The 26,624-nt window shown below is 67.7% G+C and carries 25 protein-coding genes; 10 read left to right on the forward strand and 15 right to left on the reverse strand.

The genetic code is table 11. The features are described from left to right. The first annotated feature begins 261 nt into the window (after nucleotides 1-261). Nucleotides 262-1,572 carry a UDP-glucose dehydrogenase family protein gene (locus tag IXW21_RS10500; protein WP_194764205.1) on the forward strand — a complete coding sequence of 437 codons (1,311 nt, stop codon included), beginning with the start codon at nucleotides 262-264 and terminating at the stop codon, nucleotides 1,570-1,572. 59 nt (nucleotides 1,573-1,631) lie between these two features. On the opposite strand, the gene IXW21_RS10505 is transcribed toward IXW21_RS10500, so the two are convergent. Further along, on the reverse strand, nucleotides 1,632-3,557 hold the full coding sequence (locus IXW21_RS10505; RefSeq protein ID WP_323742217.1) for a GDSL-type esterase/lipase family protein: 1,926 nt from the start codon (nucleotides 3,555-3,557) through the stop codon (nucleotides 1,632-1,634). Nucleotides 3,558-3,711: 154 nt separating this feature from the next. Between IXW21_RS10505 and IXW21_RS10510 the strand changes: the two genes are divergently transcribed. Both IXW21_RS10510 and IXW21_RS10515 read left to right on the forward strand, forming a co-directional pair. After that, nucleotides 3,712-4,284 (forward strand): DedA family protein, encoded by a 573-nt coding sequence (locus tag IXW21_RS10510; RefSeq protein ID WP_323742218.1) that lies wholly within the window; start codon nucleotides 3,712-3,714, stop codon nucleotides 4,282-4,284. Nucleotides 4,285-4,322: 38 nt separating this feature from the next. Next, on the forward strand, nucleotides 4,323-4,499 hold the full coding sequence (locus IXW21_RS10515; protein ID WP_181155964.1) for a DUF5302 domain-containing protein: 177 nt from the start codon (nucleotides 4,323-4,325) through the stop codon (nucleotides 4,497-4,499). A gap of 63 nt (nucleotides 4,500-4,562) precedes the next feature. On the opposite strand, the gene IXW21_RS10520 is transcribed toward IXW21_RS10515, so the two are convergent. Beyond that, the gene (locus IXW21_RS10520) at nucleotides 4,563-6,002 is read right to left on the reverse strand and encodes a cation:dicarboxylate symporter family transporter (protein ID WP_194764207.1); all 1,440 of its coding nucleotides are present in this window, start codon (nucleotides 6,000-6,002) and stop codon (nucleotides 4,563-4,565) included. 161 nt (nucleotides 6,003-6,163) lie between these two features. On the opposite strand from IXW21_RS10520, the gene IXW21_RS10525 reads away from it, so the two are divergent. Both IXW21_RS10525 and IXW21_RS10530 read left to right on the forward strand, forming a co-directional pair. Beyond that, complete coding sequence (locus tag IXW21_RS10525) at nucleotides 6,164-7,444, forward strand: sensor histidine kinase (protein ID WP_194764208.1); 1,281 nt, start codon at nucleotides 6,164-6,166, stop codon at nucleotides 7,442-7,444. After that, nucleotides 7,441-8,139 carry a response regulator gene (locus IXW21_RS10530; protein WP_194764209.1) on the forward strand — a complete coding sequence of 233 codons (699 nt, stop codon included), beginning with the start codon at nucleotides 7,441-7,443 and terminating at the stop codon, nucleotides 8,137-8,139. Before IXW21_RS10525 ends, IXW21_RS10530 begins: the two co-directional genes overlap by 4 nt. Nucleotides 8,140-8,209: 70 nt before the next feature. Here IXW21_RS10530 and IXW21_RS10535 read toward each other — a convergent pair whose 3' ends face one another. The 3 genes from IXW21_RS10535 to IXW21_RS10545 form a co-directional block, all read right to left on the reverse strand. Further along, the gene (locus tag IXW21_RS10535) at nucleotides 8,210-9,562 is read right to left on the reverse strand and encodes an FAD-binding oxidoreductase (protein ID WP_194764210.1); all 1,353 of its coding nucleotides are present in this window, start codon (nucleotides 9,560-9,562) and stop codon (nucleotides 8,210-8,212) included. Between the two features lie 81 nt (nucleotides 9,563-9,643). After that, on the reverse strand, nucleotides 9,644-10,288 hold the full coding sequence (locus IXW21_RS10540; protein ID WP_194764211.1) for an FMN reductase: 645 nt from the start codon (nucleotides 10,286-10,288) through the stop codon (nucleotides 9,644-9,646). Nucleotide 10,289: 1 nt separating this feature from the next. Further along, on the reverse strand, nucleotides 10,290-11,513 hold the full coding sequence (locus IXW21_RS10545; RefSeq protein ID WP_194764212.1) for an LLM class flavin-dependent oxidoreductase: 1,224 nt from the start codon (nucleotides 11,511-11,513) through the stop codon (nucleotides 10,290-10,292). 110 nt (nucleotides 11,514-11,623) lie between these two features. Between IXW21_RS10545 and IXW21_RS10550 the strand changes: the two genes are divergently transcribed. Next, the gene (locus tag IXW21_RS10550) at nucleotides 11,624-12,781 is read left to right on the forward strand and encodes an acyltransferase family protein (protein WP_194764213.1); all 1,158 of its coding nucleotides are present in this window, start codon (nucleotides 11,624-11,626) and stop codon (nucleotides 12,779-12,781) included. After that, a complete protein-coding gene (locus IXW21_RS10555) occupies nucleotides 12,778-13,641 on the forward strand; it encodes a serine hydrolase domain-containing protein (RefSeq protein WP_194764214.1) in 864 nt (287 codons plus the stop codon). Before IXW21_RS10550 ends, IXW21_RS10555 begins: the two co-directional genes overlap by 4 nt. Nucleotides 13,642-13,668: 27 nt before the next feature. Here IXW21_RS10555 and efeB read toward each other — a convergent pair whose 3' ends face one another. The 3 genes from efeB to efeU are packed head-to-tail and all read right to left on the reverse strand — an operon-like array spanning nucleotide 13,669 to nucleotide 17,174. Then, nucleotides 13,669-14,973 (reverse strand): iron uptake transporter deferrochelatase/peroxidase subunit, encoded by a 1,305-nt coding sequence (gene efeB, locus IXW21_RS10560; RefSeq protein WP_194764215.1) that lies wholly within the window; start codon nucleotides 14,971-14,973, stop codon nucleotides 13,669-13,671. 21 nt (nucleotides 14,974-14,994) lie between these two features. Continuing rightward, nucleotides 14,995-16,227: an iron uptake system protein EfeO gene (gene efeO, locus IXW21_RS10565; RefSeq protein ID WP_194764216.1), complete on the reverse strand. Its 1,233-nt coding sequence runs from the start codon at nucleotides 16,225-16,227 to the stop codon at nucleotides 14,995-14,997. Next, on the reverse strand, nucleotides 16,224-17,174 hold the full coding sequence (gene efeU, locus IXW21_RS10570) for an iron uptake transporter permease EfeU (protein ID WP_194764217.1): 951 nt from the start codon (nucleotides 17,172-17,174) through the stop codon (nucleotides 16,224-16,226). The genes efeO and efeU overlap by 4 nt, the downstream gene beginning before the upstream one ends. A 153-nt stretch (nucleotides 17,175-17,327) precedes the next feature. On the opposite strand from efeU, the gene IXW21_RS10575 reads away from it, so the two are divergent. Beyond that, the gene (locus IXW21_RS10575; protein ID WP_194764218.1) at nucleotides 17,328-18,332 is read left to right on the forward strand and encodes an isopenicillin N synthase family dioxygenase; all 1,005 of its coding nucleotides are present in this window, start codon (nucleotides 17,328-17,330) and stop codon (nucleotides 18,330-18,332) included. 6 nt (nucleotides 18,333-18,338) lie between these two features. On the opposite strand, the gene IXW21_RS10580 is transcribed toward IXW21_RS10575, so the two are convergent. The 3 genes from IXW21_RS10580 to rpsO all read right to left on the reverse strand — a co-directional run bounded on the left by IXW21_RS10580 (nucleotide 18,339) and on the right by rpsO (nucleotide 19,948). Continuing rightward, nucleotides 18,339-18,668 (reverse strand): transcriptional regulator, encoded by a 330-nt coding sequence (locus IXW21_RS10580; RefSeq protein ID WP_323742219.1) that lies wholly within the window; start codon nucleotides 18,666-18,668, stop codon nucleotides 18,339-18,341. Continuing rightward, a complete protein-coding gene (locus tag IXW21_RS10585; protein WP_194764219.1) occupies nucleotides 18,661-19,521 on the reverse strand; it encodes a hypothetical protein in 861 nt (286 codons plus the stop codon). The genes IXW21_RS10580 and IXW21_RS10585 overlap by 8 nt, the downstream gene beginning before the upstream one ends. 157 nt (nucleotides 19,522-19,678) lie before the next feature. After that, nucleotides 19,679-19,948 carry a 30S ribosomal protein S15 gene (rpsO, locus tag IXW21_RS10590; RefSeq protein WP_017203073.1) on the reverse strand — a complete coding sequence of 90 codons (270 nt, stop codon included), beginning with the start codon at nucleotides 19,946-19,948 and terminating at the stop codon, nucleotides 19,679-19,681. Nucleotides 19,949-20,200: 252 nt separating this feature from the next. On the opposite strand from rpsO, the gene IXW21_RS10595 reads away from it, so the two are divergent. Beyond that, complete coding sequence (locus IXW21_RS10595) at nucleotides 20,201-21,427, forward strand: MFS transporter (protein ID WP_416361098.1); 1,227 nt, start codon at nucleotides 20,201-20,203, stop codon at nucleotides 21,425-21,427. 31 nt (nucleotides 21,428-21,458) lie between these two features. Here the strand turns inward: IXW21_RS10595 and IXW21_RS10600 are convergent, their stop codons facing one another. The 3 genes from IXW21_RS10600 to IXW21_RS10610 all read right to left on the reverse strand — a co-directional run bounded on the left by IXW21_RS10600 (nucleotide 21,459) and on the right by IXW21_RS10610 (nucleotide 24,073). Further along, nucleotides 21,459-22,013 (reverse strand): YceI family protein, encoded by a 555-nt coding sequence (locus IXW21_RS10600; protein WP_194764221.1) that lies wholly within the window; start codon nucleotides 22,011-22,013, stop codon nucleotides 21,459-21,461. 175 nt (nucleotides 22,014-22,188) lie between these two features. Next, nucleotides 22,189-22,557, reverse strand: a complete 369-nt coding sequence (locus IXW21_RS10605) for an FKBP-type peptidyl-prolyl cis-trans isomerase (protein WP_194764222.1) — start codon at nucleotides 22,555-22,557, stop codon at nucleotides 22,189-22,191. A 232-nt stretch (nucleotides 22,558-22,789) separates the two neighbouring features. Beyond that, complete coding sequence (locus tag IXW21_RS10610) at nucleotides 22,790-24,073, reverse strand: PrsW family intramembrane metalloprotease (RefSeq protein ID WP_228528390.1); 1,284 nt, start codon at nucleotides 24,071-24,073, stop codon at nucleotides 22,790-22,792. An 88-nt stretch (nucleotides 24,074-24,161) separates the two neighbouring features. On the opposite strand from IXW21_RS10610, the gene IXW21_RS10615 reads away from it, so the two are divergent. Next, entirely contained in the window at nucleotides 24,162-25,031 is an 870-nt protein-coding gene (locus tag IXW21_RS10615; RefSeq protein WP_194764223.1) for a fumarylacetoacetate hydrolase family protein, read from the forward strand. Nucleotides 25,032-25,093: 62 nt separating this feature from the next. Here the strand turns inward: IXW21_RS10615 and IXW21_RS10620 are convergent, their stop codons facing one another. Continuing rightward, nucleotides 25,094-26,554 (reverse strand): aspartate ammonia-lyase, encoded by a 1,461-nt coding sequence (locus IXW21_RS10620; RefSeq protein WP_194764224.1) that lies wholly within the window; start codon nucleotides 26,552-26,554, stop codon nucleotides 25,094-25,096. Between the last annotated feature and the right edge of the window lie 70 nt (nucleotides 26,555-26,624).

The raw sequence follows: 26,624 nt of genomic DNA on the forward strand, positions 1-26,624 counted from the left end.
GAATGTCACCTGCGCTGGCCACCAGTAGAAAGCCACCCGACGACCCGCCGAGGAACCCACCACAGGGGACCAGCTCTCCGCCGATCGCTCCATGAGTCGATATGAAGTTGTGCAGCCGACAGACGTCGACCTCCCTCAGCCTACCAGCGGCACTACGAAAACCCCCGCGACCGCGCCCTCCGGATATCCGGACACGCCGCAGCCACACGGCGTTCACCGGCCGGATGCCGACTCGTCCGGAGCATCCGCTGTCCTGGGATCATGCGTATGTCAGTGATCGGATGCGGGTACCTGGGTGCCGTGCATGCCGCAGCGATGGCCTCACTCGGACACGACGTCGTGGGTATCGACGTCGACGCGCAGAAGGTCGCAGCGCTGGCGAGCGGCGCCGCGCCGTTCTTCGAGCCACAGCTCGCTGAGCTCCTGCAGGAGGGCCTTGCCTCAGGTCGATTGCGATTCAGCACCGAAATGTCGGATGCGTCCGGGGCGGCAGTCCACTTCATCGCCGTCGGCACGCCCCAGACCGCGGGCGGACATGCCGCGGATCTGCAGTTCGTCGACGCCGCTGTGGCCGCGCTGCTCCCCCACCTGCGCCCAGGAGACGTGGTCGCCGGCAAGTCGACGGTGCCGGTGGGCACGGCCGAGCGCCTGTGCACTGCGATCACCGACTCCGGTGCGACCCTGGTGTGGAACCCCGAGTTCCTCCGCGAGGGATGGGCGGTGCACGACACGATCTCGCCTGACCGCCTGGTGGTGGGTGTCCCCTCCGGAGACGATGGCGAACGAGCCGCCGACCTCCTGCGCGAGGCGTACCGCCCCGCGGTCGAGGCGGGGACGCCATTCCTCGTGACCGATCTGGCGACGGCCGAGCTCGTCAAGGGCGCCGCGAACGCCTTCCTCGCGACCAAGATCTCGTTCATCAACGCGATGGCCGAGATCGCGGAGGCCGCGGGTGCCGATGTCGCCCTCCTCGCGGACGCGCTCGGGCACGACACCCGGATCGGACGGAGATATCTGGGCTCGGGCATCGGGTTCGGCGGCGGCTGCCTTCCGAAGGACATCCGCGCCTTCGCCGCACGGGCCGAGGAGCTCGGACGAGGCGAGGCCGTCGGATTCCTGCGCGAGGTCGACTCGATCAACCTCCGGCGACGTGACAGAGCCGTCCAGCTCGTCGTCGACGCCCTGGGCGGGCTTGTCTTCGGACGGCGGATCGCGGTGCTCGGAGCCGCGTTCAAGCCCTTCAGCGATGACATCCGCGACTCCCCCGCCCTCGATGTGGCGGTGCGACTGCGCGGTCTCGGCGCGGACGTGATCGTCACGGACCCTGCTGCTCTCGACAATGCGAGGGCCGCGCACCCGCAGCTCGGCTACGCCGCCGAGCGCGACGAGGCGCTGCGAGACGCGGATGCCGTCGTGATCGCCACGGAGTGGGATCTCTACCGCCGCCAGATGACCCCCGAGCACGCAGGGTCTCTCGTCGCGGGACGAGTCATGATCGACGGCCGGAACTGTCTGGACGCGGCCGCCTGGCGCGCTGCCGGATGGACCTATCACGGCATGGGGCGCCGCTGATCGCACGCGGTCCACGCGTCACAGCCACTCGAGCGACAGGCGCGCTCGCCTCGGGCCCCTCAGCTCACCCTCACTCCGCGGCGCGAGTTCGACCGGCCCAGGTACACGTAGTCGTCGTGCTTCGCCGTGCGCCCGTCGCCGGCGGTACGACCGTGCATCCGGCGCCACACCCAGGGCAGGGCGTGCCTGCGCCACCACAGCCCCGCACCGATCGGCTCGTTCTCGTGCAGTGCCGCGTCGAGTGCGCCGAGCGCGTCCGCGTGCGGGACGGCCAGCAGTTCGCCGGCTCGATATGCAAGGAAGCGGTGACCGCGGCTGCTGAGGTGCACGAGGTCCTCGCCCCAGTTCGTCCGATCCGGAAGGGTCGGGTGCAGGTCGGTGTCGATCAGGATCGCTCCCGTGCGGGCGGCGATGCCCGCGAGCGCTGTCGCGAAGGCCGCGAAGCGCCGAGAGTACATCGCCGCCGCCCGTCGACGAGGCAGGAACGGCGTGACCAGCACGACATCCGCTCCGATTCCGCGGAGTCTGCGCACCGCACCCTCGAGCTCCGCGGCGAGCGCAGGGATGTCGACGCTCGGCTTCACCAGATCGTTCGCGCCGATGAGGATCGACACGAGGTCAGGTTCGAGCTCGAGGGCACGGGGGAGCTGGATCCCGCAGACGTCCCGGACGCGCTTCGACCTGATCGCGAGGTTCGCGTAGTGCAGGCCGCCCCGGGCGGCGAGCAGGAGCGCGAGGCGGTCAGCCCATCCGCGCAGGGCGCCGTCGGGCGCCGGGTCGCAGAGGCCTTCGGTGAGCGAGTCCCCCATCGCGACGTAGCGCTGCCAGCGGCGGGCCTCGACGGGGGCGGTGATCTCTGGGCGGGTCAGACGACGGGCCCGGAGCCCTGAGTCCACGGCGCGGAGCATCCTCGCTTCGTCGAAGTGCCCCAGCAGCTGGTCGCACACGCTCGCCCAGCTGCGCCCCTGCACCGCCTCGTGACCGGCTGCACCGAAAGCTCTGCGCTTACGCTCGTCTCCGGCGAGGTCGGCGACCCTCATGTGCAGGTCGTCGAGGTCACCCGGGCGGTAGAGCCAGCCGTCGATCCCCATCCTGACGAGATCCAGGGGTCCGCCTCGTCCGGTGGCGACGACCGGCACGCCGCCCGCATGCGCCTCCTGCAGCGTCTGACCGAACGTCTCACTCTCCCCCGGATGCACGAACACGTCGAACGACGCCATCGCCGCGGCGAGCGCCTGCCCATCGAGGTGACCGAGGAACACCGCCCGCGGCATCAGGTTCATCAGCGCGGCGCGGCTCGGGCCGTCGCCGACGATCACGAGTCTGGCGCCGGGGATGCTCTGCAGCACGGCGAGATCCTCGACCTGCTTCTCCGGTGCGAGTCGGCCGACGTACCCGATCACGACATCACCGCCCCACTGCGCTCGCAGCTCGTCACTGCGGCGAGAGGGCTGGAAGCGCTCGGCGTCCACCCCTCTGCCCCACCGGCGTACCCGATCGACCCCGAGGGAGGCGAGACGCTCAGTGGAGTCTGCCGACGGTGCGAGCGTGAGAGTCGCCCGGCGGTGGAGCCGTGCGATGTGCGAGTGAGCGATCGCGGTCGTCGCAGGGACCCGGTATCGCTCGGTGTACGCGGCGACATCGGTCTGGTAGGCGGCGATCGCGGCGATGTCGAGCCGCTCTGCGGCGAGCGCTCCACGCCAGCCCAGCGCGAAGGGCGACGCGAGATGCACGACGTCGGGCTGGAAGCGACGCAGAGACGCGGCGACCCGGTGGGCGGGTGAGGTCCCCACTCGCACGGTGCGGTACCCGGGGAGCGCGATGCTCGGGATCGGTTCGACAACGGCCCCGCTGATCTCGGTGGGTATGCCGTCGGCATCCGGGGCGATCACGTGGGCCTGATGGCCGGTGCGTTCGAGGTGCGTGAGGATCTGCAGGACGGATCCGGTCACACCGTTCATGTGCGGAAGGAAGGACTCTGTCACGATCGCGACTCTCACATGCCCAGGATGCCGTCGCCGGAGTGCGCCGCAGGCAGGAAAACCCTCCGATCACCAGAAGTTCACCGGATGCTGGAGCGCGCGTCACCGGCTATCCGGACGTTGGTTCCCGTTCACCTGCGCAGAGCACTCTGAAGGCGTGCCCACCGATCTGCTCACCGGCCCCTGGGCCCTCGTCGTCATGAGCCTCCTGGTCCTCGGTGACGCGTTCCTCGTCGTCGTGCCGGGCGAGATCGCCGTGACCGCACTCGGTGCTGTGGCGTCGAACGTCGGATCGCCGCCCCTCTGGGCTGTGATCACCTGCGCGGGTACAGCAGCCGCCGCCGGTGATGCCGCCTGCTATCTCATCGGGCGCACGGTCGGAACGGCACGCTGGCGATGGATGCGGGCTCCGCGTGTGCGCCAGGCGCTCGAATGGGCCCGACGTCGACTCGACGGCGGCACCGCCGTGGTTCTGTTCACGGCCCGCTTCGTGCCGTTCGCACGCCTGGCCATCAACCTCGTCGCCGGCGCCTCCCGTATCCATGCGGGCCGCTATCTGTGCCTGGTGACGGTGGCGGCATTCGGATGGGCGGTGTACCAGGCGTCCGTGGGTGCGATCGTCGCGACTCTCGTCCCCGGTGGCCCGGTCGTGGCGGTGGTGGTGTCTGTGGTGATCGCACTCGCCCTCGGGGCGGTGATCGATCTCATCTCGCGTCGGGTGCGGAGGTGATCCCCCACCCGTGCGAGGCGTGCCCTAGGCTGGCGAGCATGAGCACCGAAGAAGGCGCCTCCTCCACCGAGGACATGAAGCGCAAGTTCAAGGAAGCGCTCGAGAAGAAGAACGCGCACCACAGGCAGGGCGAGGCCCACCTGGACGGCGACTCCGCCGTCCACGGCGCACCCGCCCCGCAGACGCGGCGCGAGTTCCGACGCAAGAGCGGTTGACCACACGGATGCGGGAGCCGGCGACTGCCGACTCCCGCATCCTTCTTCGTTCCGTCGCGAGGCTCAGTTGCGTGCGGCGCGGAGACGCGCGCGCTCCTCCTTCGCCGCCATCTCGTCGAGGGCGGAGTCCTTGAGCCCCTGCACATCGACAGCCTTCCGCTCATCGGCCATCCCGTGATCGTCGACGCCGTCGAGCTGCGACTCCTCGAAGGGCAGCGCGCCGCTCAGCACCTTCTGAACCCGATCGCGATCGATCTGACGCGTCCACGTGCCGATCAGGAGCGTGGCGACAGCGTTGCCGGTGAAGTTGGTGAGGGCTCGCCCCTCGGACATGAACCGGTCGATGCCGACGATCACGCCGACGCCGTCGACGAGATCGGGCCGGTAGGCCTGGAGGCCGCCCGCGAGAGTCGCGAGGCCGGCGCCCGTGACACCGGCTGCTCCCTTGCTGGCGATGATCATGAACACCAGCAGCCCGATCTGCTCGCCGATCGACATCGGCTGCCCCATTCCGGTGGCGATGAAGAGAGACGCCATCGTCAGGTAGATCGCGGTGCCGTCGAGGTTGAACGAGTACCCGGTCGGCACCGTGATGCCGACGACCGGCTTCGAGACGCCGATGTGCTCCATCTTGGCGATGAGACGCGGAAGCGCGGACTCCGATGACGAGGTGCCGACGATGAGCAGGTATTCGCGGGCCAGGTACTTCACGAGGCTGAAGATGTTGACCCGTGTCACGGCATAGAGCAGCACGCCGAGCACGACCACGATGAACAGGAAGCAGGTGATGTAGAACGCGATCATGAGCACGCCGAGGCTCCAGATGGCTGCGACACCCGTTTTGCCCACGACGGCGGCGATCGCTCCGAAGGCGCCGAGCGGGGCGAGCCACAGGATCATGCCGAGGATGCGGAACACCAGCTTCTGCAGGTTCTTGACCGCCTCCATGATCGGCGCCCCCTTGTCGCCGAGTCCCTGCAGTGCGAAGCCCACGAGCAGGGCGATGAACAGCACCTGCAGGACGCTCTCACCCGTGAAGGCCGAGAAGAAGGTCGTCGGGATGATCCCGAGGATGAACTCCGTGGTCGTCTTCGCCTCGGTCTCGGTCGCGTCGTAGTCGGCGTTCGCCATGTCGAGACCTGCACCCGGGTGGATGATGTTGCCGACGACCAGTCCGATAGCGAGAGCGAAGGTGGACATGACCATGAAGTAGAGCAGCGCCAGGCCGCCGATCTTGCCGACGGTCGCCGCTTTCGCGATCGACCCGACGCCGACGACGATCGTGCAGAAGATGATCGGCGCGATCATCATCTTGATCAGCGACACGAAGCCCTTGCCGATCGGCTCGAGGCTCTGCCCGACCTCGGGCCAGATGAGTCCGACCGCCGCTCCGAGCACCACGGCGATGATCACCGACACGTACAGCCAGGTGTGCCTGTCCCAGGCCTGCTTGCCCCGCCGCCAGTGGAATCCGGGAAGCGAGAACCCTGTCGTGATGGCCATGTTTTCCTCCTTGATCATGAACGTCGTCGTCTCATGCCCTCGGGCGCCCTCGCCTTCGGTAAGCTCACCGTCGCGGACTTCGCACGGCGACACCATTTGTGGTCGTATTGGTCTTCACCGATATCTCGGAGTCCGCGATCACTGACGATCGGAAGGACGCGATGACACACGCGCGCGCCACCCGGAGCATCGCTTCCCGGGTGTTTCTGGTGCTCCTCGCCGCCGCCGTCGTGGTCGGTGCTCTGGTGGCTGTGTTCCTCGTCGTGGATGCGCAACGCGCGACCCATGCGGAGGCGGAGCGAGTCACCGCCGCCACCGCCGTGACCCTCGCCTCTTCCCCACTCGTCATCGATGCGCTCGAGGCGGGACGGCCGGAAGAGGCGACCCGCGTGCTCGAGCCGTATGCGCTCGACGTGATCGCGGCTGCCGGTCTGGACTTCGTGACCATCATGACTCCCGACGGCATTCGTCTCACGCACCCCGACCTCGACCAGATCGGCGGAGACTACCTCGGCACGATCCCGGACTCGCCGCGTACCCTGACCGAGGTCTTCACCGGTACCCTCGGCCCGTCGGTACGGACCATCGTTCCGGTGGTCGCATCTGACGGCGAGCTGCTCGGCTGGGTGTCGTCGGGCGTGACGATCGAGTCCATCTCCGAGACCCTCATGCGTCGTCTCCCGCTGTCGATCGGCATCACGGTCGGGCTCGTCGCCCTCGGTGCCCTCGGAGCGTGGGTCGCACGCCGGTTCACCCGGGGCATCGCCGGCGATCTGCCACCGGGCCAGGTGCGGGATGCCGTGTCGTCGTACGAATCGCTGCGCACACTCGGAGATGCGCTGCGCGCCCAGACGCACGAGCACGGGAATCGCATGCACACGGCAGTCGCGCTCCTGGAGCTGGGTCGCAGCGACGAGGCGATCGAGATCCTGACCGAGACCTCACGACAGAGCCAGTCGCTCGTCGACCAGGTGACTGCTCGACAGGCGGGCGACCCTGCGGTCGGTGCGCTGCTGCTCGGCAAGGCGTCACAGGCGAAGGAGCGCGGGATCGACTGGCGGGTCAGTATCGACCCCGACACTCCAGCGTCGCCGCTCTCGGCGGTCGACAGCGTCGCCGTGCTGGGGAACCTGATCGATAACGCCATGGATGCCGCGGGGGCAGGCGGCGAACGCTGGGTGCAGGTCTCGCTGAGGCCCTCGACCGAAGGCGGGATCGTGCTCCAGGTGTCGGACGGCGGCGACGGCATCCCCGCGGAGCTGCGCGAGCACGTGTTCAGCCGCGGTTTCTCGACGAAGCCCGCCGGATCCCAGGGGCGGGGGGTCGGCCTTCCCCTGGTCCGCGCGGTGGTGACCGGCGCAGGCGGCACGGTGGATCTCTCCGGCCATCCGACCACGTTCACCGTCGTCCTCCCGCCCGCGAGAGGACGGAGGACATCGTGATCCGCACGCTCATCGTCGACGACGACGCTCTGACCCTCGAGCTGCACCGCTCGTATCTCGAGCGACTCGACGGCTTCGTGATCGGAGGCGAGTGCACCGGAGCCCGCGCCGCACTCACTGCTCTGCTCGATCAGCCGCGCGGCGAGCCGTTCGACCTCGTCCTCCTCGACATCACGATGCCCGACGGATCGGGGATCGATGTGTTGCGCACGCTCCGCGCCCGTGCGGCCGCGGTCGATGTGATCGCGATCACCGGCGTGCGCGACGCGGAGACCGTGCGGCAGATGGCCGCCCTGGGCGTGTACCAGTACCTCGTCAAGCCGTTCCCCTTCGCGGTCTTCCAGGAGCGGCTCACCGCGTACCGATCGCACCGGGATCACGCTCGATCGACCGCGGGCGAAGCGACACAGTCCGAGATCGATGCGCTTCTCGGACGCACGACCGGCACGATCCCGATTCCGAAGGGGCTGTCATCCGCGACGCTGCAGAGGGTGACTGCTGAATTGCGCTCCACCGGCGCCGCGGTGTCAGCGAGCGAGGCAGCGACGCGGCTCGGGATGTCCCGTGTATCCGTGCGGCGGTACCTGGAGCACCTCACCGCATCGGGGGTCATCACCCGAAGCGCCCGGTACGGCGCACGAGGACGACCCGAGACGGAGTACCGCTGGGCACGACGCGGCGACGGAGGCGACTGACGCCCGCGCGGCGTGCACCGTCATCGATCGTTCGAATGACCCGAGTCGTTCCCTCCGGTGCGGCTCGTCGTCAGCGTGGCAGCCGACCCTCGTGGATCACGGAGTCAGGGTCGGCGGCAGCCCTGACGGTGCGCAGTCGATCGATCGCGCCCGGATCACCGCAACGCTCGAGCGTCTCGCCCGGCCCGAGGAAGGTCGGGATCGTGTGCGGAGCGATCGCGGGCGCCAGCACGTCGCGAAAGCCGCTCATGCTTGCTTCTCCCGGCTCGCTCCGGTCGCCGGGGAAGACGGGCACGAGTGCGTGAAGCAGCCAGTCGACACCCCGAAGACTCGCGAATCCCGCCCGCCTCGGGTGTTCGAGTACACCGCCCAGCATCCGGATCTCGATCCCCATGATCGACCACTGCTCCGGCAGATCCCGAAAGCGGAAGAGGTCGTCGATAGTCGCGTCGTCGAGCGACGAGAGGGCAGCGGAGACGCCTTTGCCCGCCGTCGGTTCGAGGGGTTCGCCGCTCGCCGCGGCGACCGTCTTCGGCGATGTCGCCCCCGACTCCTCGCGGCGAACGGTACCGGCTCGCCGCACGGCTCCGATCAGATCATCGGCGGGCCCGACCGTGGACAGCGCCTGCACGGTGACGTAGCCGCGTCCACGGATCTCCTCGGGAAGCTGCGGAGCGTCGGGCATGCGCATCGAGTTCACGAAGACGTTCACCGATGCCGGGGCGTCTGCGGAGATGTCTCGGACAGCCCGCATCACCGCTCCCGCGTCCGAAGCGTCGAACGTGAGTTGCGTTCCCCACACCGTCGGCGCGGGAACCAGGTCAATCTCGAGAGCGGTCACGATTCCGACGATGCCGCCTGCTCCGCGAAGCGCCCACATCACCTCGGGGTCGCTCTCGTCGTCGATCCGTTCGTGGGTTCCGTCGCCCCGCAGCACCCACGCGGCCCTGAGATTCTCGGAACCGAGTCCTGCCGTGCGGCTGAACCAGGAATGACCACCGCCCAGGGTGTACCCCGCGACGGCGACGACCGGACTCGTACCGGCAGGAGCCACCCAGCCGGTGCCCTCGAGCGCCTCGACGACGGCTCCCCAGCGGACCCCACTGCCGACGCGGACCACGCCGGAGCCGAGGTCGACCGACAACTCGTCGAAAGCGGACATGCGGACGATGACCGCGCCGGCCAGGTCACCGCCGGCACCGTGCCCGGTGGGCTGCACCGCCAGCGTCACGCCCGTGTTCCGCGCGACACCGAGAAGAGCGCGCAGGTCTCGCAGGTCGGCAGGTTCGGCCACGCCCGCCGGACGCTGTTCGATCGCAAGATTCCACGGTCTGCGCGCAGAATCGAAGGAATCGTCACCGGGGAGGAGCAGAGTGCCGCGCAATGCATCCCGCGCGGAGTCGAGCACAGAGCGAAGGGCCATGAGGTCACCGTACGACGCCCCTCGGACATCGTCTACGGCCTCATGGCCCTGCACCTGCTCCCGGCCGTGCCGGCGAGCCGATCACTCCCCGGCGAGACCGCCGAGCATGTGGCCGAACGAGCGTCCTTCACCCAGATAGGTGGCCGGATCGTAGGGATCAGCGACAGACGCCGCCTCGCGGCGTGCGATGGCCTCGGCCAGCTCACGAGCACCCTTCTCGATGCGCTTCGCGAGCGGTGCGACGTCGTCGCCCGCCCCGCCCCAGTCGCTGGACGCCGCGAACACACCGGTCGAGACGGCCTCGGCGTGCAGATAGGCGAAGAGCGGCCGGATCGCGTAGTCGATCGCGAGCGAGTGCCGCGCCGTGCCGGCGTTCGCCCCGATCAGCACCGGCGTGCCGGTGAGCGCGTCGGGGTCGAGAACGTCGATGAACGACTTGAAGAGTCCGTTGTAGCTCGTCGAGAAGATCGGCGTCACGGCGATCAGAGCGTCCGCCGATACGACCGTGTTGATCGCGGTCTCCAGCGCGGGCGGTGCGAAGCCCGTGAGCAGGTTGTTCGTGATGTCGTGCGCATAGTCGCGCAGCTCGATCACATCGACGCTGGCCTCGATGTCGTGACCGGCGAGAGCCTTCACGGTCTCGGCCGCGAGGCGATCTGCGAGCATCCGCGTCGAGGAGGGGTTCGAGAGCCCCGCCGAGACGACGGCGATCCGACGCGTGGCCATGTCAGGCCTCCTTCCGGCTGAGACCGAAGGCGGCGCCGGCCGGGGCCGGGGTGTCCTCGTAGGGAGAGTCCCCGGTCAGGTTGTCGCCCCGGTTCGCACCGGGCCGCGCCTGACGGGTGGGTCCGTCACCGAATTCGGCCTTCACTCGCGCGGCGTGAGTCGGAGCATCCGGCACGGTCGCCGGACGATCCTTCGCGAGCTCCTTGCGGAGCACCGGCACGACCTCGGATCCCAGGATGTCGAGCTGCTCGAGCACCGTCTTCAGAGGCAGGCCCGCGTGGTCGATGAGGAACAGCTGGCGCTGGTAGTCGCCGTAGTGCTCGCGCATCGCGGCGTAACGGTCGATGACCTGCTGCGGCGACCCCACCGTGAGCGGGGTCATCTCGGTGAAGTCCTCCATGCTCGGTCCGTGCCCGTAGACCGGGGCGTTGTCGAAGTACGGGCGGAACTGATCGACCGCATCCTGCGACTTCGCGGCCATGAACACCTGACCACCGAGACCGACGATCGCCTGTTCGGGCGTGCCGTGCCCGTAGTGCGCGTACCGCTGACGGTAGAGCTCGATGAGGCGCTGGTAGTGCTCCTTCGGCCAGAAGATGTTGTTCGCGAAGAAGCCGTCTCCGTAGTACGCGGCCTGCTCGGCGATCTCGGGCGTGCGGATGGACCCGTGCCACACGAACGGCGGCACGCCGTCGAGCGGGCGAGGCGTGGAGGTGAAGCCCTGCAGCGGGGTGCGGAACTTGCCGTCCCAGTCGACGACATCCTCACGCCACAGCTTGTGCAGCAGTGCGTAGTTCTCGATCGCCAGCGGAAGCCCCTGACGGATGTCCTTGCCGAACCACGGGTACACCGGGCCGGTGTTGCCGCGACCGAGCATGAGGTCCATACGTCCGTCTGAGACGTGCTGCAGCATCGCGTAGTCCTCGGCGATGCGGACAGGGTCATTCGTCGTGATGAGCGTCGTCGACGTAGAGACGATGAGGCGCTCCGTCTGCGCGGCGAGCGCCGCCAGGAAAGTCGTGGGGCTCGATGACCAGAACGGAGGGTTGTGGTGCTCGCCGATCGCGAAGACGTCGAGACCGACCTCTTCGCTGTGCGTGGCGATCGCCAGGGTGGCCTTGATCCGCTCCTGCTCACTCGGCGTGACACCGGTGGTGGGGTCGCGGGTGATGTCGCTGACCGACATGATGCCGAACTGCACCGGGACGCCTGCCTGCTCACTCATGATTGCTCCGTCTTCTCCGAATCGGATGCCCTGCACCCGCTTCTATTCATTTGAATGTATCTGAGTCAACGCGGTCAGTCCAACTTTATTCCCGGCGGTAGCCTCGGAACATGAACAGCGCCGGCGCCGCACCGACGAGCCCTCCCACGGGCTCCACCCCGAAGCCACGTCGGCGGGTCCCGTTCTGGGACAACGCCCGGTTCGCCTGCATCGTGCTCGTGGTGCTGGGTCATGCCATTCAGCGCCTCACGTACGACTCGGACATCGCCCTGGCCGCGTACCTCGCTCTCTATGCGTTCCACATGCCCGCGTTCGCGATCATCTCCGGGTACTTCTCCAAGTCCGGATCCCCGACGCGGGTGCAGATGGCGCGGGTCATCACCGACATCCTGCTCCCCTATGTGATCTTCGAGACGCTGTGGACCCTCACGAAGTGGCTCGTCGAGGGGCAGACGGATCCCAACTTCACGAAGCCCTCCTGGACGCTGTGGTTCCTGCTCGCGCTGGGGATCTTCCGGCTGGTACTCCCCTACCTCGCGCTGATGCGCTGGCCTCTGCTCTGGACGGTCGTCATCTCTATCGGAGTCGGCTACCTGCCGAACGTCGACAGCACATTCTCACTGTCGCGCACCCTGGGGCTCCTTCCGTTCTTCACACTGGGCTGGTGGCTCCGCGAGCACGACATCGTCGCCCGGTTCCGTCTCCTCGACCTGCGCCCCTGGTGGATCAGGGCGATCGCGGCACTCGTGCTGGCCGTCGCGGGGTTCGCATCGTGGCGCTGGGTCGACGTGTGGGAGCAGCTCGACCTCCGCCACTGGCTCTTCTACGAGGATGCATACGCCGATCTCGGAGGCGGACAGTGGTGGGCCGGAGGCGTCCGCATCACGTTGATGGTGCTCGCGGTGATCCTCAGTGCGGCGTTCTTCGCCCTGGTGCCACGCGGCACGTACTGGTGGACGACCTTCGGTCAGTACACGATGTACGTGTTCCTGCTGCACTCTTTCGTGCTCTATCCGTTCCGCGAATCCGGCGCGCTGAGAGACCTCGACCCCACCTGGATCTGGCTTCCGCTCGTGACCGCACTGTCGGTGCTGCTCGCCCTCGCACTCGCGACGAAGCCGGTGCGCAGGGTCCTGCGGCCACTCGTCGAGCCGCGTCCGCGCTGGCTGTTCGTCGACCCCGCTCTCGCGAGCCGCGAGGGTCATCGCAGCGATCCGACCGGGTCCCGCCGCCCTCGCCAGGGCAACGCAGACGGCGCCGAACGGTGACTCGGGCCGGGGCGGTCCGCGATCTCATCGTGCAGCGGGCGGATGCCACGGGCTTCGGAGCCCACGGTCTGCACGTACTGATCGACGACGACATCGCCGAGCATCGGTGGGCCCCGGACGACCGCGAGGAGATCCACTCCGTCGCGAAGGCCCTCTGCGTGCTCGCGGCCGGGATCGCCGCAGACGAGGGTGCCCTCTCGCTCGACAGCCCTGTTCTCGACCTGCTGCCGACATCGCAGCCGGGCGCCGGGGTGGATCAGGTCACGCTGCGGCACCTGCTGACGATGTCGAGCGGGATCGATCTCCCCTACTCCGAGACCATGATGACCGACTGGCCGGACCTCGCAGAAGAGTTCCTCAGCCGCCCTTCGAGCGATCGCGTGTTCCAGTACTCGAATGCCAGCACATACACCGCGATGGCGGCGCTCGCCGCACAGGTCGGGGATGTCGCCGAGTACCTCGCCCCTCGGCTGTTCACCCCGATGGGCCTCGACGGGATCGCCTGGGAGCGGAGTCCCCGCGGGCGGATCATCGCCGGGGCTGGCGTGTCGCTGCGCACCGAGGAGATGTCTCGGATCGGGCGCCTGATCCGAGACCGAGGTCTATGGAACGGCCGGCGACTGGTATCGCCGGAGGTGATCGACGCGATGCACTCGGACTGGGTCGTCGCGGGATCGAACCCCGGATACGCCCGCTACGCACTCGCGGGATGGGATGGACCCGGTGAGGGGTGGCGGCTGCACGGCGCCTATGGCCAGCTCATCGTGTTCGCAGGCGACGGTGTCGTGACGATCAGCGCCGACGATCACTTCGGCGCCGATGCGATGGCTGCCTACGTCATCGACAGCCTCACCGACTGAGACACGCGGTCACGGTCTCGGTCGCTCTCAGGCGAAGAGCTCGGCCCCGACGAATGATCCGGGCGAGACTCCTGCGGGAACAGCCCAGATCCCCGAGCCGACATGCCGGATGTATTCGTTCATCCGATCCGTGGCCAGGCGTCGCTGCAGCGTGATGAACTGCTCCGGATCGCGCTGGTACGACAGGAAGAAGAGTCCCGCGTCGAGGCGTCCGAGCTCGTTGTTGCCGTTCACGTAGTTGAAGCCGCGACGGAGGATGCGGATGCCGTCGTTCTGATCCGGGTGTGCGAGCCTCACGTGCGAATCGGGATCGATCCCCGACGACGAGAAGTCCGGTGCGGTGAACTCATCGCCCCCGGAGAGCGGGGCACCTTCGCCCTTGTCACGTCCGATGATCGTCTCCTGCTCCGAGAGCCGCACACGGTCCCACGTCTCGATCAGCATCGCGATCTTGCGGGCGACGAGGTAGGACCCACCGGACATCCACGCCGGTTCATCGGATGCCGACACCCACACGTGCGCGTCGAGCGCAGCGGCGTCATCGGCGAGGATGTTGGCCGTTCCGTCTTTGAAGCCGAACAGGTTGCGCGGGGTCGCCTGCGACGACGTGGTGCGAGAGGTCTTGCCGAAACCGAGCTGGGACCAGCGGAGCTTGGCGCGGCCGAACGCGATCCGGCTCAGATTGCGGATCGCGTGCACCGCGACCTGAGGGTCGTCCGCGCAGGCTTGGATGCACAGGTCTCCGTGCGAGGCCTCCGGCACCAGGTCGTCGCCGAGGAAGGACGGCAACCGCTCGAGTGCGGCGGGACGGAGGGCTGCGATGCCGTACCGATCACCCTCCTCGTTCTCGAACAGGCTGGGCCCGAAGCCGATGGTGATCGTGAGCCCTGACGCCGGGAGCCCGAATGCCTCACCCGTGTCGTCCGGCGGCGTCTCCGGGTCGCCGCCGACGGCGCCCGTGGCGCTCACCTCCAGTCCCTGCATCATGCGCGACGCAGCGTACGTCCAGTCCTGCAGCAGCGTCACGAGGTCGTCGCGATCGGTGCGGGGCATCATGTCGAACGATGCGAAGTGGAGGTGCTCCTGGACCGGGGTGGTGATGCCCGCTTGGTGAGCGCCGAAGAACTCATACGCAGCCTGAGCTTCCGCTTCGGCGCGAGCTCGACCGATGGCGACTCCCCCGGTGATTCCGGCGCCGACGCCGACGGCGAGCGAGGCGACTCCCCCGCCGAGCGCGAGACCGAGCAGGCCGCGGCGGCTGAGTCCGGACGGTGCGGCTGACGTCGACTCCTCGATGGAGTCGACGTCAGCGCCTGTCGAGCTTTCGTTCACTGCGAGATCGTATCGTTCAGGTCAGTCGAGAACCGTGCCCGTGAGCTGCGAGAGCGGCTCAGCGAGAGCGTTGATCAGGTCGGTGAATTCGCGCTTGTCCGCATCCGTGAGCTCGGAGTATCCGACGAACCCTGCCGTGAGCGATCCGTGCGCTGCCAGCGATTCCTCGAGCGCGGCGTACCCGCCCTCGATCTCGGTCACGAGAGCCTCACCTTCTTCACCCTGAGCGGCCGCGAAGTCCTGGACGAGCGAGAACGCCATCTTGGAGCCTTCGACGTTCGCGGCGAAGTCGTAGAGGTCGGTTCCGGACCACCAGTCCTCTTCGCCCGAGATCTTGCCCGTGGCGACCTCGTCGAGCAACGTGATAGCGCCGTTGGAGATGCCTGCGATCCCCTGGTCTTCGAGCGCGGTCGTGAAGTCGTCGGAGTGGACGTAGTCGTAGAGCTCCTGCACATCGGCGAGGAGCTGGTCGCCGTAGCCGACACGCTCGTCAGAGGTCGACGGCGCCCAGTCCTGCCATGCCGGGGTCTCCCCGTCGGCGTTCAGGGCAACCTGAGCCGGGACCCACAGATCCTTCTCGATGCGGTGGAAGCCGGTCCAGTCGAGGTCCTCGGCCACGGCGTCGACCTCGCGGTAGTCGATGCGCGGGTCGAGGGTGCCGAGCGCTTCGGCAACCGGCTCGATGCGCTCGTAGAATGCGCGCGTCTGCGGGAAGAGCGAGCGAGCAGTCTCGTCGTCACCTGTCTCGTACGCGGTGACGAAGTCCTCGACCGCAGGCATGAGCTGGCCCACCTGATCCTTGACGAATGCGGCGTACAGGTCGACCGCCTGCTGCTTCTGCTCGGCGTCCTCGCCCTCGACGGCGACGCGATCGCCGCTGACTGTGAACTCCGACTTGCCGACGCCTTCGCCGACCATGCCGGGCTTGCACAGCGTGAAGTACTGTCCGGGCTGGGCGACGACGGTGAGTGTGCGGGATGCCGAGGGCGCGATGTTCTCGACTTCGCCGACGATGCGCAGGCCGTCTTCGGCGAGCAGATAGAACTCGGATGTCTGGCCGCTGTCATTCGTGACGTCGAACGTGAGCGTGCCGCTCTTCGCGGTGGCGCCCGACACGGCGCAGTCCGACTCGGTCGATGAGACGTCGAACGTGCCGCCCGCGGCGACGTCGCTCTTGGCGACGCAGCCGGTGAGGACGAGCGCAGCGGCACCCGCCACTGCCAGGACACCGAGGGGGCGGCGAGAGATGGTCATACTGCTCCTTGCTGGGTGGATGTGGATGCCGACGGCTCCCGTACCGCAGTGGTCGGGGCTCCGGGTGCGGCAGGCGTACGGGCACGAAGCCCACGGACGAAGAGGGATGAGACCACGACGAGGTACAGAGTCCATACCGCGACCTGGAGCCAGGTCATACGCGGCATGAATCCGACGGTCGCCTGCAGGATAGTCGCCCAGGCACTGTCGGGGGCGATGACGTTCGTCACGTCGAACGCCCAGCCGAAGGGGAAGGCCGCCCAGCCGAGTGCCACTGTGCCGGTGACGGCGTCGATGGGCGCAGCGGCCGTGAACGGTCCGGGCAGAGCCCCGGCCTCCTGAAGATCCATGACCGCGTAGGCGAGCACCCCCGCGGCCACGATCACGAGGAAGCCACTCGTCCACGTGAAGAAGCGACGGAGGTCGAGTCGCACGGCGCCTCGCGAGAGCAGCCAGCCCACCACCACGGCTGTCGCCAGGCCCAGCAATGCACCGAGCAGTGCGGAAGGCGCGTCTCCAAACGACTGCACCATCGACCACAGCAGGAGCGTGGTCTCGATCCCCTCTCGCGCCACCGAGACGAAGCCGATCGCGACGAGTGCCCAGATGCCCCCCTGGGTCAACGCTCGATCGAGGCCGCCTTCGAGCGTCGCCTTCATCGTGCGTCCGGCCTTCTGCATCCAGAAGATCATCCATGTGACCATGCCGACAGCGAGGAGAGACAGCAGACCGCCGATGAGCTCCTGAGCCTCGAAGGTGAGCGAGTATGCACCGAAAGTGAGGACACCGCCGATACCGAGCGCCAGAGCGACGGCGAGGGCGACTCCCGCCCACAGCTTCGGCAGCGCGTCCTGGCGCCCCAGACGTCGAAGATAGGCGACGAGAATGCCTACGACGAGCGCGGCTTCGAGGCCTTCACGAAGTCCGATGAGGAAGGTGGCGAGCACGAGCGATCTCTCTGGAAGAACTGAGGTAAGGCATTCCTTACCTCAGAGAGATTATCACCAGTTCAGTCATGCCGTGGACACCCCGATGGAGCCCCTCGGTAATCCGACGCAACACTCGACCACCCACCTCCTGAGTCGATCTACGCTCGGTGAATGGCTGATCTCTCGCTCCCCATCCTCGACCTGTCCCAGCTCGATGCCGGCCCCGAGGCCGCTGCGCGGTTCCGCGACGACTTGCGAGCGGCCACCCACGACGTCGGTTTCTTCTATCTGACCGGCACCGGCATCTCGCCCGAGCTCGAAGCCCGACTGCATCGCGCAGCTCTGGACTTCTTCGCGCTGCCGGACGACGACAAGCTCGCGATCGAGAACGTGAAGAGCCCGCATTTCCGTGGGTACACCCGGATCGGCGGAGAGCGGACCCAGGGCAAGGTCGACTGGCGCGAGCAGATCGACATCGGCCCGGAGCGCGAGCCCGTCGACGGCGGACCAGCCTTCAACCGGCTGGTCGGCCCGAACCTGTGGCCCGACGCGCAGCCCGAACTCAAGGCGGTCGTCACCGAATGGCACGACACGCTGACCGAGATCGCCCGCAAGCTGCTGCGCGCTTGGGCGGTCACTCTCGGTGCGGAGGAGACGTACTTCGACGAGCCCTTCCGCGACCCGTCGACGCTGATCAAGATCGTCCGCTATCCCGGCACGCACGAGCCCGAGCCGCAGCAGGGCGTCGGTGCGCACAAGGACTCCGGCGTTCTCACCCTTCTCTGGGTCGAGCCCGGCAAGGGCGGGCTGCAGGTGGAGCGCGACGGCGAGTGGGTGTCGGCTCCGCCCGTACCCGGAGCCTTCGTCGTCAACATCGGGGAACTGCTGGAGTACGCAACCGGCGGCTACCTCAAGGCGACGAACCACCGCGTCATCTCCCCCAAGGCTCCGGACGAGCGCATCTCGATCCCGTTCTTCTTCAACCCGGCGCTCGACCGGCAGCTGCCGCTGCTCGAGCTTCCCTCCGAGCTGGCTGCGGAGGCGACCGGCGTCACTGAGGATCCGAGCAATCCCATCCATGCGACGTACGGCGAGAATGCGATGAAGTCTCGCCTGCGTGCCCACCCGGATGTGGCCGCGATCCATCACCCGGATCTCGTCGGCGCGAACGCCTGACGCGGCTCACAACGCCGAGCCGCCTCCGAGCGCGACGATCTCGCGCAGCGCCTGGAGGTGGCCGGCGAAAGCCTCTCGGCCTGCCGCGGTCGAGTGGATCCATGTGCGAGGGCGACTGCCGAGGCTGCTCTTGCGCGAGACGACATATCCTGCGGCCTGCAGATGCGAGATGGCCTTACTCAGCGGCGAGTCACCGCACTGGAGGATCTCGCGCAGAGTCGCGAAATCCAGCTCTATCCCATCCCCGAGCGATGCCAGGACCGAGAACCGGATCGGCGACGCGAAGTTGTCGTCGAGCCGTGTGCGCGGGTGCGGAACGGACGGAATGTCAGTCACGCAGATCACGTCCGGAGACGAACGACACCGCGGTGAGCAGCGCGATGATCCCCAGCCCGCCGAGCACACCGACGACGACCGGAACTCCGTCGAGCAGCACGACCAGAGACAGAGTGCAGGCAGATGCGGCGAAGGCGGCGAGGTGGGGCCAGCGCCATGAGGCGCCGACGGTCGGAAGGCCCATCTCCGTGCGCGCAGCAGCCATCCACGCGACCAGCATCAACACGACGAGGAGGATCAAGACGCTGGTGAGCACGCCGTCCGGTGCCGAGCCGAGCATCGCGAGCACGCCGATGACGATGCCCACGAGGACGGTCCCCCACCGCGCACCACGCGGAAGCGGAGCAGGGTGCGATCGCGGAGTGTGTGGGTCACCGGATGCCCGCGCGAGCCGGACGGCGCCGTAGCCGCCGAATCCGAAGAGCACGAGCGCGGCAGGGATCCACATCCCGATCGCCGGGACCTCCGGGTCCCAGACGACGAACCCGAACACGACGAGCGCGGCCACGATCAGTACGCCGCCGGCCAGCAGCAGCGGCCAGCGGGACGCCGTCAGGCGCCATTGCACCCCGCTGCGCTGAGCCATCCCGCTCGCCAGCTGTCCCCAGAGGAGGAAGCTGAAGAGGATGACCTGACTCGTTCCCCCTCCGTCGCCACGGAGGGCCGCCGCCATCGCGACGAGGTATGCGGCGGTGATCACGGCGTTCGCGATGTGCAGCCTGGCCTGCGCCCGTCTGTCGACGACGCGCCCGCGGCGGTGCACCACGGCATCCGCCTCGTCGAGGTAGCGCTGGGCGATGTCTGCGCTCGGCGGCGCAAGCGCCTCCTGCCCCTGAACCGGCGTCTGGTCCATCGTCTGACCCCCGATCGCTTTCCTTCGGGAAAGCTCAATACTTTCCTAACGGAAAGTCTGCGCGGGATCAACCCCCGGAACATGACGAAGGCCGCCCCACACCTGGGACGGCCTTCTCAAGAATGTTCTGCGCGATTGTACGCTGGCTCGCTTCGCCTTATCGGCGGAGACCCAGGCGTGCGATCAGCGAGCGGTAACGCTCGATGTCGACACTCTGGAGGTAGCCGAGCAGACGACGGCGCTGACCCACGAGCAGGAACAGGCCACGACGCGAGTGGTGGTCGTGCTTGTGCTCCTTCAGGTGCTCGGTGAGATCCTTGATGCGCTGCGTCAGCATCGCGGCCTGCACCTCGGGGGATCCGGTGTCACCGGGGTGCGTCGCGTACTCTTCGATGATCGCCTTCTTGACGTCTGCTTCCAGTGCCATAGATTCGATCCCCTCTCTGCTTGTTGCGCGGCGCCCGACGCCTGATGCGAGGGCTCTCTTTATCCGCGGCCGATCGAACGGCAACCTGAAGAGTCTACCAGGACTCGACCCAGCCCTGTGACCGCCGACGGGCTGCCGGCTTCCGCGCCTCGGATACGCTCGGAGCATGCACGACAGGCACGCGACGTGAGCAGGACTCGCAGTCTCCTGATCGACCTCAGCCCGCTGAAGGCCAGCCCCGCATTCGCTCGCATGTGGATCGGTTCCGTGCTCGCCGGCATCGGCGGCCAACTCACGATCGTGACGGTGATGCTGCACGTGTTCGCGCTCACGGAGAACACCTTCGCGGTGTCGATGATCGCCGTGGCGGGGCTCGTCCCGATGATCCTCGCCGGCCTCTACGGCGGGATGCTGGCTGACGCATTCGATCGTCGGCGCGTCGCGCTGCTCGCCGCGACCGTGACGTTCGCGTCGACGGGACTGCTGGCGGCGCTCACCTGGACGGGCGCCGAGACAATCTGGTGGCTCTACGTCCTGAGCATCGTCAACTCCGCCGCCAACTCGGTGGGGATGGCGACGCGCACCGCCATCGTGCCCCGGCTGGTGCCCCGCGATCTGCTCGCCTCGGCCTCCGCGCTCAACGGCGTCGCCTTCGGCCTCACGGTCATGGCCGGCCCCGCCGCCGCCGGCGTCCTCGTCGCCCTCACGGGCTACGGGTGGACCTACACGATCGATGTCGTCCTGATGCTCTCGATGTTCCTCGGCCTGTGGACCCTCCCGGCGCTGCGCCCCGACGGCGACGTCGTGCGCCCCGGCCTCGCCTCACTGGTCGACGGATGGAGATTCCTCCGACGGGCGGGCAACATCCGCATGCAGTACCTCGTCGACATCATCGCGATGACGTTCGGCCAACCTCTCGTGCTGTTCCCGGCCCTCGGCACCGTGCTGCTCGGCGGCGGCGCGGTCACGACCGGCATCCTCACGACAGCGGTGGCCGTAGGCACGTTCACGTCGAGCCTGTTCTCGGGGCGCGTCGTGCGGTACCGATGGCACGGCCGCGGGATCGAGCGCGCCGTGGAGGCGTACGGCGCATCGATCCTCGCCTTCGGCGTTGTCCTGCTGATCGGCGCCTTCTCCTCCCCCGCGACCGAGAATCTTCCGCACATCGGCCTGATCATCGCCGCCTGCATCACGCTGGCGCTGTCCGGAGCATCCGACAACGTCAGCTCGATCTACCGGAACACCATGATGCAGGCGGCCGTGCCCGACAGCATGCGCGGTCGACTGCAGGGGGTGTTCATCATCGTCGTCGCCGGCGGTCCGCGCGTCGGCGCCCTGTACGCCGGAACCCTCGCATCCCTCACGACACTGTGGTTCCCACCCCTGCTCGGCGGATTCCTGGTGATCGCCCTCGTCGCTCTGCTCGCTCGTCGCAACAGGCGATTCCGCGCCTACGACGCAGAGAACCCCGAGCCCTGAGGGGCCCGGGGTTCTCGTGATCTGAGGGCGATCAGTCCTGCTGCAGAGCGCCCTGCAGGTCGAGGCTGATCGTGACGTCCTTGCCGACGAGCACGCCACCGGTCTCGAGCGCCGCGTTCCAGGTCAGGCCGAAGTCCTCGCGGTTGATGACGGTCTTCGCCGACGCGCCCGCCTTGTAGTTGCCCCACGGGTCGGAACCGAAGCCACCGAAGTCGAGCTCGAAGCTCACGGGCTTGGTGATGCCGCGGATGGTCAGGTCGCCGTCGACGAAGAGCTCGCCGTTCTCGGCGCGCGCACCGGTCGAGACGAACTCCATGGTCGGGAAGTTCTCGGTGTCGAAGAAGTCGCCCGAGCGCAGGTGCTGGTCGCGGCCCTCGTCCTTCGTGTCGATCGACGTGACGTCGACACTCGCCTCGACGCGTGCGTCGAGGGGGTTCTCCGGGGCGATGAGTGTCGCGCTCTTGACGCCGAAGGTGCCGCGCACCTTCGAGATCATCATGTGGCGGACACTGAAGGTGACCTCGCTGTGGGAGGGGTCGAGGACCCAGGTGCCCGCGCGGTAACCGGGGATGTCGATGGTGGTCATGGTTTCTCCTCTGGAGAGATCAGCCGCATGTGCGGCAACGGATGAGGGGCCGTGTTCACGGCGTCACAGGAGATAACTTACATGCAGATGCATGTATTCCCCTGTGTGCGACTTCTATTCAGGAACGACGAAGGCGCCGAGCCTCGATGGCTCGGCGCCTTCCGGGCGGATCCGATCAGCCGACGGCGACGAGATCGATGATGAAGATGAGGGTCTTGCCCGAGAGGAAGTGTCCCCCGCCGACGGGTCCGTACGCCAGATGCGGCGGGATGACCAGCTCACGGCGTCCGCCGACCTTCATACCGGGGATGCCGTCCTGCCAGCCCTGGATGAGGCCGCGGAGGGGGAACTGGATGGTCTCGCCGCGACCCCACGAGGAGTCGAACTCCTCGCCGGACTCGAACTCGACACCGGCGTAGTGCACGGTCACGGTGTCGCCGGGCTTGGCCTCGGTGCCGTCTCCTTCGATGAGGTCGCGGATCACGAGCTCCGCGGGGGCGGGACCGGAGGGGGCGTCGAACTCAGGCTTTGTGCGATCAGTCATGCTTCCATCCAACCCGAGCCCACCGATCTCGGTCAACGCGGTCGCGCCTGCTCACAGCGAACACGACGGCACACTCGCGCGACGACCGATGTCGCGAGAAAGTCTTGACACGGGGATGGGGCAGGTGCACCCTGTTCTTAGATCAACTCAGCGCCCGGTAGACATGCAGGCATCGCCGCAGCACCGGGCGCTGAGTCTGTGTCCGGGCAGGTGCTGCCCGGACCTCATGACCTCAATAGGCCAACAGAGCGGCCCTCGTCGCGCGGGTACGCGCGAGCAGGGCCTGCTCGTCAGCGGGAGCCATCGGGTCGCGCCCCGTGACGGCACGCTGACGCACGGACGCGAGCATCGTCGCATCCTTGATGAACTCGCGCATGAGCGGGCGACGGTCGCCGCGCAGCTGCGATGCCCAGCGGAGCCCTGTCTTGCGCCCCGCCGGCGTCGCGAGCATGACGACCTCTTCGGGAGTGAACCAGCCCGCGGCCGCGTAGTCGCCGAGGCGGGCCCTGGTCAGACGCGCTTCCTCACGCCGCAGCGCGACGATTCCGAGGATGAACGCCACGAACAGCGGAACCTGAAGGACGAAGTACAGCAGGAAGAAGTTCGCGAACGACGAGCCGTTCCACAGTCCGTGCAGGAAGATCGCACCGATGAGGCCGAGCAGGCCAGCCCCCAGGACTCGACCCGTCGATGCGTGACGCCGTGCGGCGAGCCCGATCGCGAGCCCGGTGAGGGAGGTGAACATCGCATGGGCGAAGGGCGACATGATGGCGCGGAGGATGAAGGTGACCGTGAGCTGTCCACTGCCGCCCTCGATCAGGCTGATCGCGAAGTACTGGATGTTCTCGGTGAACGCGAAGCCCGCGCCGACGAGAGCGCCGTAGACGACGCCGTCCACCGGACCGTTGAACGATCGACGGGCGATCAGGAACACGATGAAGACGCCGACGCCCTTCCAGAGCTCCTCGACGATGGGGGCCTGCACCACGGCACTCGCCACTTCACCCCGGTAGCCGACGACAAGAGTCAGGCCGAGGTCGACGAGAAGCGTGAGGCCCACAGCCGCGATCGCTCCCCAGGCGACCGCGAAGAACACGAGAGACTTCGGCTCCGGCTCCCACCTGTCGATCATGCGGACGACGAAGAACACGATCGCGAGCGGGACCAACGCCAGGACCAGCCCCACGACCGACGCGAAGGGTCCAAGGAACAGGCCGAAGTACGCGATCAATCCGAGCATGATCAGACCGAGGACGGCGAAGAGGACGTACAGGGTGACGCGACCGCCGCGCCGTGCAGCGGGCAGCGCAGGCAGTCCCGGTGACGGCGCGGGTGCGACCGGAGCGGGCGGCGAGTAGGACGTCGGTTGAGCGAGCATCGACGCGTACGCGGGGTGCTGCGTGTACTGCGCCGGGGTGTAGTTCGAGCGGGCGTACTGCTCCGCCGAGTACTGCGGTGGCTGTTGAGCGGGCGGGGGCGTGTACGGCGATGGCTGGGACGGTCCTCCGGAACTCATAGGAATGAGCATATTGGCTCTGTGCGAGTTCGCCGCGGCCCGCCCCTTCCTTCCGCCATAACCACGCCGCACCGGATACCGTAGGAGTATGCGGTTCGCTCATCTGCGTCGTGCCGACTCCGCCGTTGCGAATCTCGCAGTGGTGGAGGGCGCCGACGCCATCCTCGTCTCCGATCTCCTCACCGACCCACCTGCGACGCTCCAGCAGCTGATCGAGGGTGGCGAGCCGATGCTCGACGCTCTGCGCTCGGCTCTGGCAGAGGGCAGCGCCGAGCGCCATTCCCTCGAGGGCTGGGCTTTCGACTCCGCCGTCATCGCTCCCCCGGCCGTACTGGCCGTCGGACTCAACTATGCGGCGCACTCGAGCGAGCTGGGGCTGAAGACCGATACCGCCCCGACCGTCTTCACACTCTGGCCGAATTCTCTCACCGGCCATGAGCAGACCACCTCCTGGCCGCGGTCGCTCAGCGAGGCCGTCGACTACGAAGCGGAGCTCGGTGTGCTGATCGGCACGCCTGCGAAGGACGTCACCGAGGCCGACGCTCTGTCGCACGTCTGGGGCTACACGGTCGTCAACGACATCACCGCCCGCAATGTGCAGTTCTCCGAGGCGCAGTGGTCGCGCTGCAAGTCCTTCGACGGCTTCAGCCCGACCGGCCCCTTCGCCGTCACCGCAGATGAGGTCGCCGATCCGCAGGATCTGCACATCTGGGCGGTCGTCGACGGTCAGACCGTGCAGGACGCCACCACCGGTCAGATGGTGCGGTCGGTCGCGACCCTGATCGCCCACCTCTCGCAGTCGCTGACGCTGCTGCCCGGCACGCTGATCTCGACGGGCAGCCCCGGCGGCGCCGGATACTCCCGCGATCCGCAGATCTTCCTCCGCGACCGTTCGACGGTCACTGTCGGGATCGACGGCATCGGAGAGCTGACCACTCATTGCCGCGTGATCGACTGATCGCATCCGCGGAACATGACGACGGCCCCGGCGAAACTCGCCGGGGCCGTCGTCATGTCCGATCAGATCTCGATGAGATCTTCGGCGGCTATCACCGGGATCGCCGCCGTCACGGCTTCGAGCCCCGACAGACGTGCCGGGGAGAGCTGCTTGCTGACCTCATCGCGCGACATGAGGCCGGCCTCGACGACGAGATCTGCGACGTTCCGGTTGGTGAGCAGAGCGGTCTTCGCCAGGGCCGCCGCAGCGGCATAGCCGATGAACGGCGTCAGCGCCGTGATCACTCCGACCGAGGCACCGACCATCGCGCCGAGACGGTCGCGGTTCGCGGTGATGCCGTCGACGCAGTTCACGCGAAGCGTCCACATGGCCTGACGCATCCAGGTGATCGACTGGAAGATCGAGTGCGCGATGACCGGCTCGAAGGCGTTGAGCTGCAGCTGCCCCGCCTCGGCAGCCATCGTCACCGTCATGTCCGCGCCCGCAACGGCGAAGGCGACCTGGTTGACGACCTCGGGGATGACCGGGTTCACCTTGCCGGGCATGATGCTCGAGCCCGCCTGCATGGCCGGGAGATTGATCTCACCGAACCCGGCCTGCGGTCCCGACGACAGCAGACGCAGGTCATTGCAGATCTTCGACAGCTTCATCGCGTTGCGCTTGAGCGTCGAGGAGAACGACATGAACGACCCGGTGTCACTGGTCGCCTCGACCAGGTCGCCGGCGGTGACCAGATCGAGCTGCGTGATCTCACGCAGGTGCTTGAGCACCGAGGGAGCGTAGTCGATGTGCGTCGTGATGCCGGTGCCGATCGCCGTCGCGCCCATGTTGATCTCGAACATCAGAGAGGCGTTCTCGGTCAGACGGGTGTGGTCGTAGCCGAGGGTCGTCGCGAAACCGTGGAACTCCTGGCCGAGCGTCATCGGCACGGCGTCCTGCAGCTGGGTGCGGCCGACCTTGAGCACGTCGTGGAACTCGTGCGACTTGTGCAGGAACGAGATGCGCAGCAGGTCGAGCTCCTCGAGCAGCGAGCGCAGCGTGAGCGAAAGACCGATCTTCACCGCCGTCGGGTACACATCATTGGTCGACTGGCTGCGGTTGGTGTGGTCGATCGGCGACAGATAGGCGTAGTCGCCCTTCTCGCGCCCCGCCATCTCGAGCGCGATGTTGGTGATGACCTCGTTCGCGTTCATGTTCGTCGAGGTGCCTGCGCCGCCCTGGATGACCCCGACCGTGAACTGGTCATGGAACTCACCGTCGATCACACGCTGTGCGGCGCGATCGATGAGATCGGCGCGTGACGGATCGAGCACGCCGATCTCGCGATTCGCCCGAGCACTCGCCTGCTTGACCATCGCGAGCGCGATGACGAGATCGGGATACACGGAGATCGGACGCTTCGTGATCGGGAAGTTCGCGTCGGCGCGGGCGGTGTGGATGCCCCAATACGCGTCGGCGGGGATCTCCATACTCCCGAGCGAATCGGTCTCGGTGCGGGTGGGAGCGGGCGCGGCAGATGCCATGTCACATCCTTGTGGGTAGTGGCGAGTGTGGACTGCGGGGGATGCCGACAGTCTACGCCCGGGAGCATGC

It is taken from the genome of Microbacterium sp. UFMG61 (genome assembly GCF_015354505.1).
Lineage (GTDB): Bacteria > Actinomycetota > Actinomycetes > Actinomycetales > Microbacteriaceae > Microbacterium.

Coding starts and splice junctions, on each gene's coding strand:
- IXW21_RS10500 (WP_194764205.1), top strand. CDS start 262: ATGCGTATGTCAGTGATCGGATGCGGGTACCTGGGTGCCGTGCATGCC.
- IXW21_RS10515 (WP_181155964.1), top strand. CDS start 4,323: ATGAGCACCGAAGAAGGCGCCTCCTCCACCGAGGACATGAAGCGCAAG.
- IXW21_RS10520 (WP_194764207.1), bottom strand. CDS start 6,002: ATGGCCATCACGACAGGGTTCTCGCTTCCCGGATTCCACTGGCGGCGG.
- IXW21_RS10525 (WP_194764208.1), top strand. CDS start 6,164: ATGACACACGCGCGCGCCACCCGGAGCATCGCTTCCCGGGTGTTTCTG.
- IXW21_RS10535 (WP_194764210.1), bottom strand. CDS start 9,562: ATGGCCCTTCGCTCTGTGCTCGACTCCGCGCGGGATGCATTGCGCGGC.
- IXW21_RS10540 (WP_194764211.1), bottom strand. CDS start 10,288: ATGGCCACGCGTCGGATCGCCGTCGTCTCGGCGGGGCTCTCGAACCCC.
- IXW21_RS10545 (WP_194764212.1), bottom strand. CDS start 11,513: ATGAGTGAGCAGGCAGGCGTCCCGGTGCAGTTCGGCATCATGTCGGTC.
- IXW21_RS10550 (WP_194764213.1), top strand. CDS start 11,624: ATGAACAGCGCCGGCGCCGCACCGACGAGCCCTCCCACGGGCTCCACC.
- efeO (WP_194764216.1), bottom strand. CDS start 16,227: ATGACCATCTCTCGCCGCCCCCTCGGTGTCCTGGCAGTGGCGGGTGCC.
- IXW21_RS10575 (WP_194764218.1), top strand. CDS start 17,328: ATGGCTGATCTCTCGCTCCCCATCCTCGACCTGTCCCAGCTCGATGCC.
- IXW21_RS10585 (WP_194764219.1), bottom strand. CDS start 19,521: ATGGACCAGACGCCGGTTCAGGGGCAGGAGGCGCTTGCGCCGCCGAGC.
- rpsO (WP_017203073.1), bottom strand. CDS start 19,948: ATGGCACTGGAAGCAGACGTCAAGAAGGCGATCATCGAAGAGTACGCG.
- IXW21_RS10595 (WP_416361098.1), top strand. CDS start 20,201: ATGTGGATCGGTTCCGTGCTCGCCGGCATCGGCGGCCAACTCACGATC.
- IXW21_RS10600 (WP_194764221.1), bottom strand. CDS start 22,013: ATGACCACCATCGACATCCCCGGTTACCGCGCGGGCACCTGGGTCCTC.
- IXW21_RS10605 (WP_194764222.1), bottom strand. CDS start 22,557: ATGACTGATCGCACAAAGCCTGAGTTCGACGCCCCCTCCGGTCCCGCC.
- IXW21_RS10610 (WP_228528390.1), bottom strand. CDS start 24,073: ATGAGTTCCGGAGGACCGTCCCAGCCATCGCCGTACACGCCCCCGCCC.
- IXW21_RS10615 (WP_194764223.1), top strand. CDS start 24,162: ATGCGGTTCGCTCATCTGCGTCGTGCCGACTCCGCCGTTGCGAATCTC.
- IXW21_RS10620 (WP_194764224.1), bottom strand. CDS start 26,554: ATGGCATCTGCCGCGCCCGCTCCCACCCGCACCGAGACCGATTCGCTC.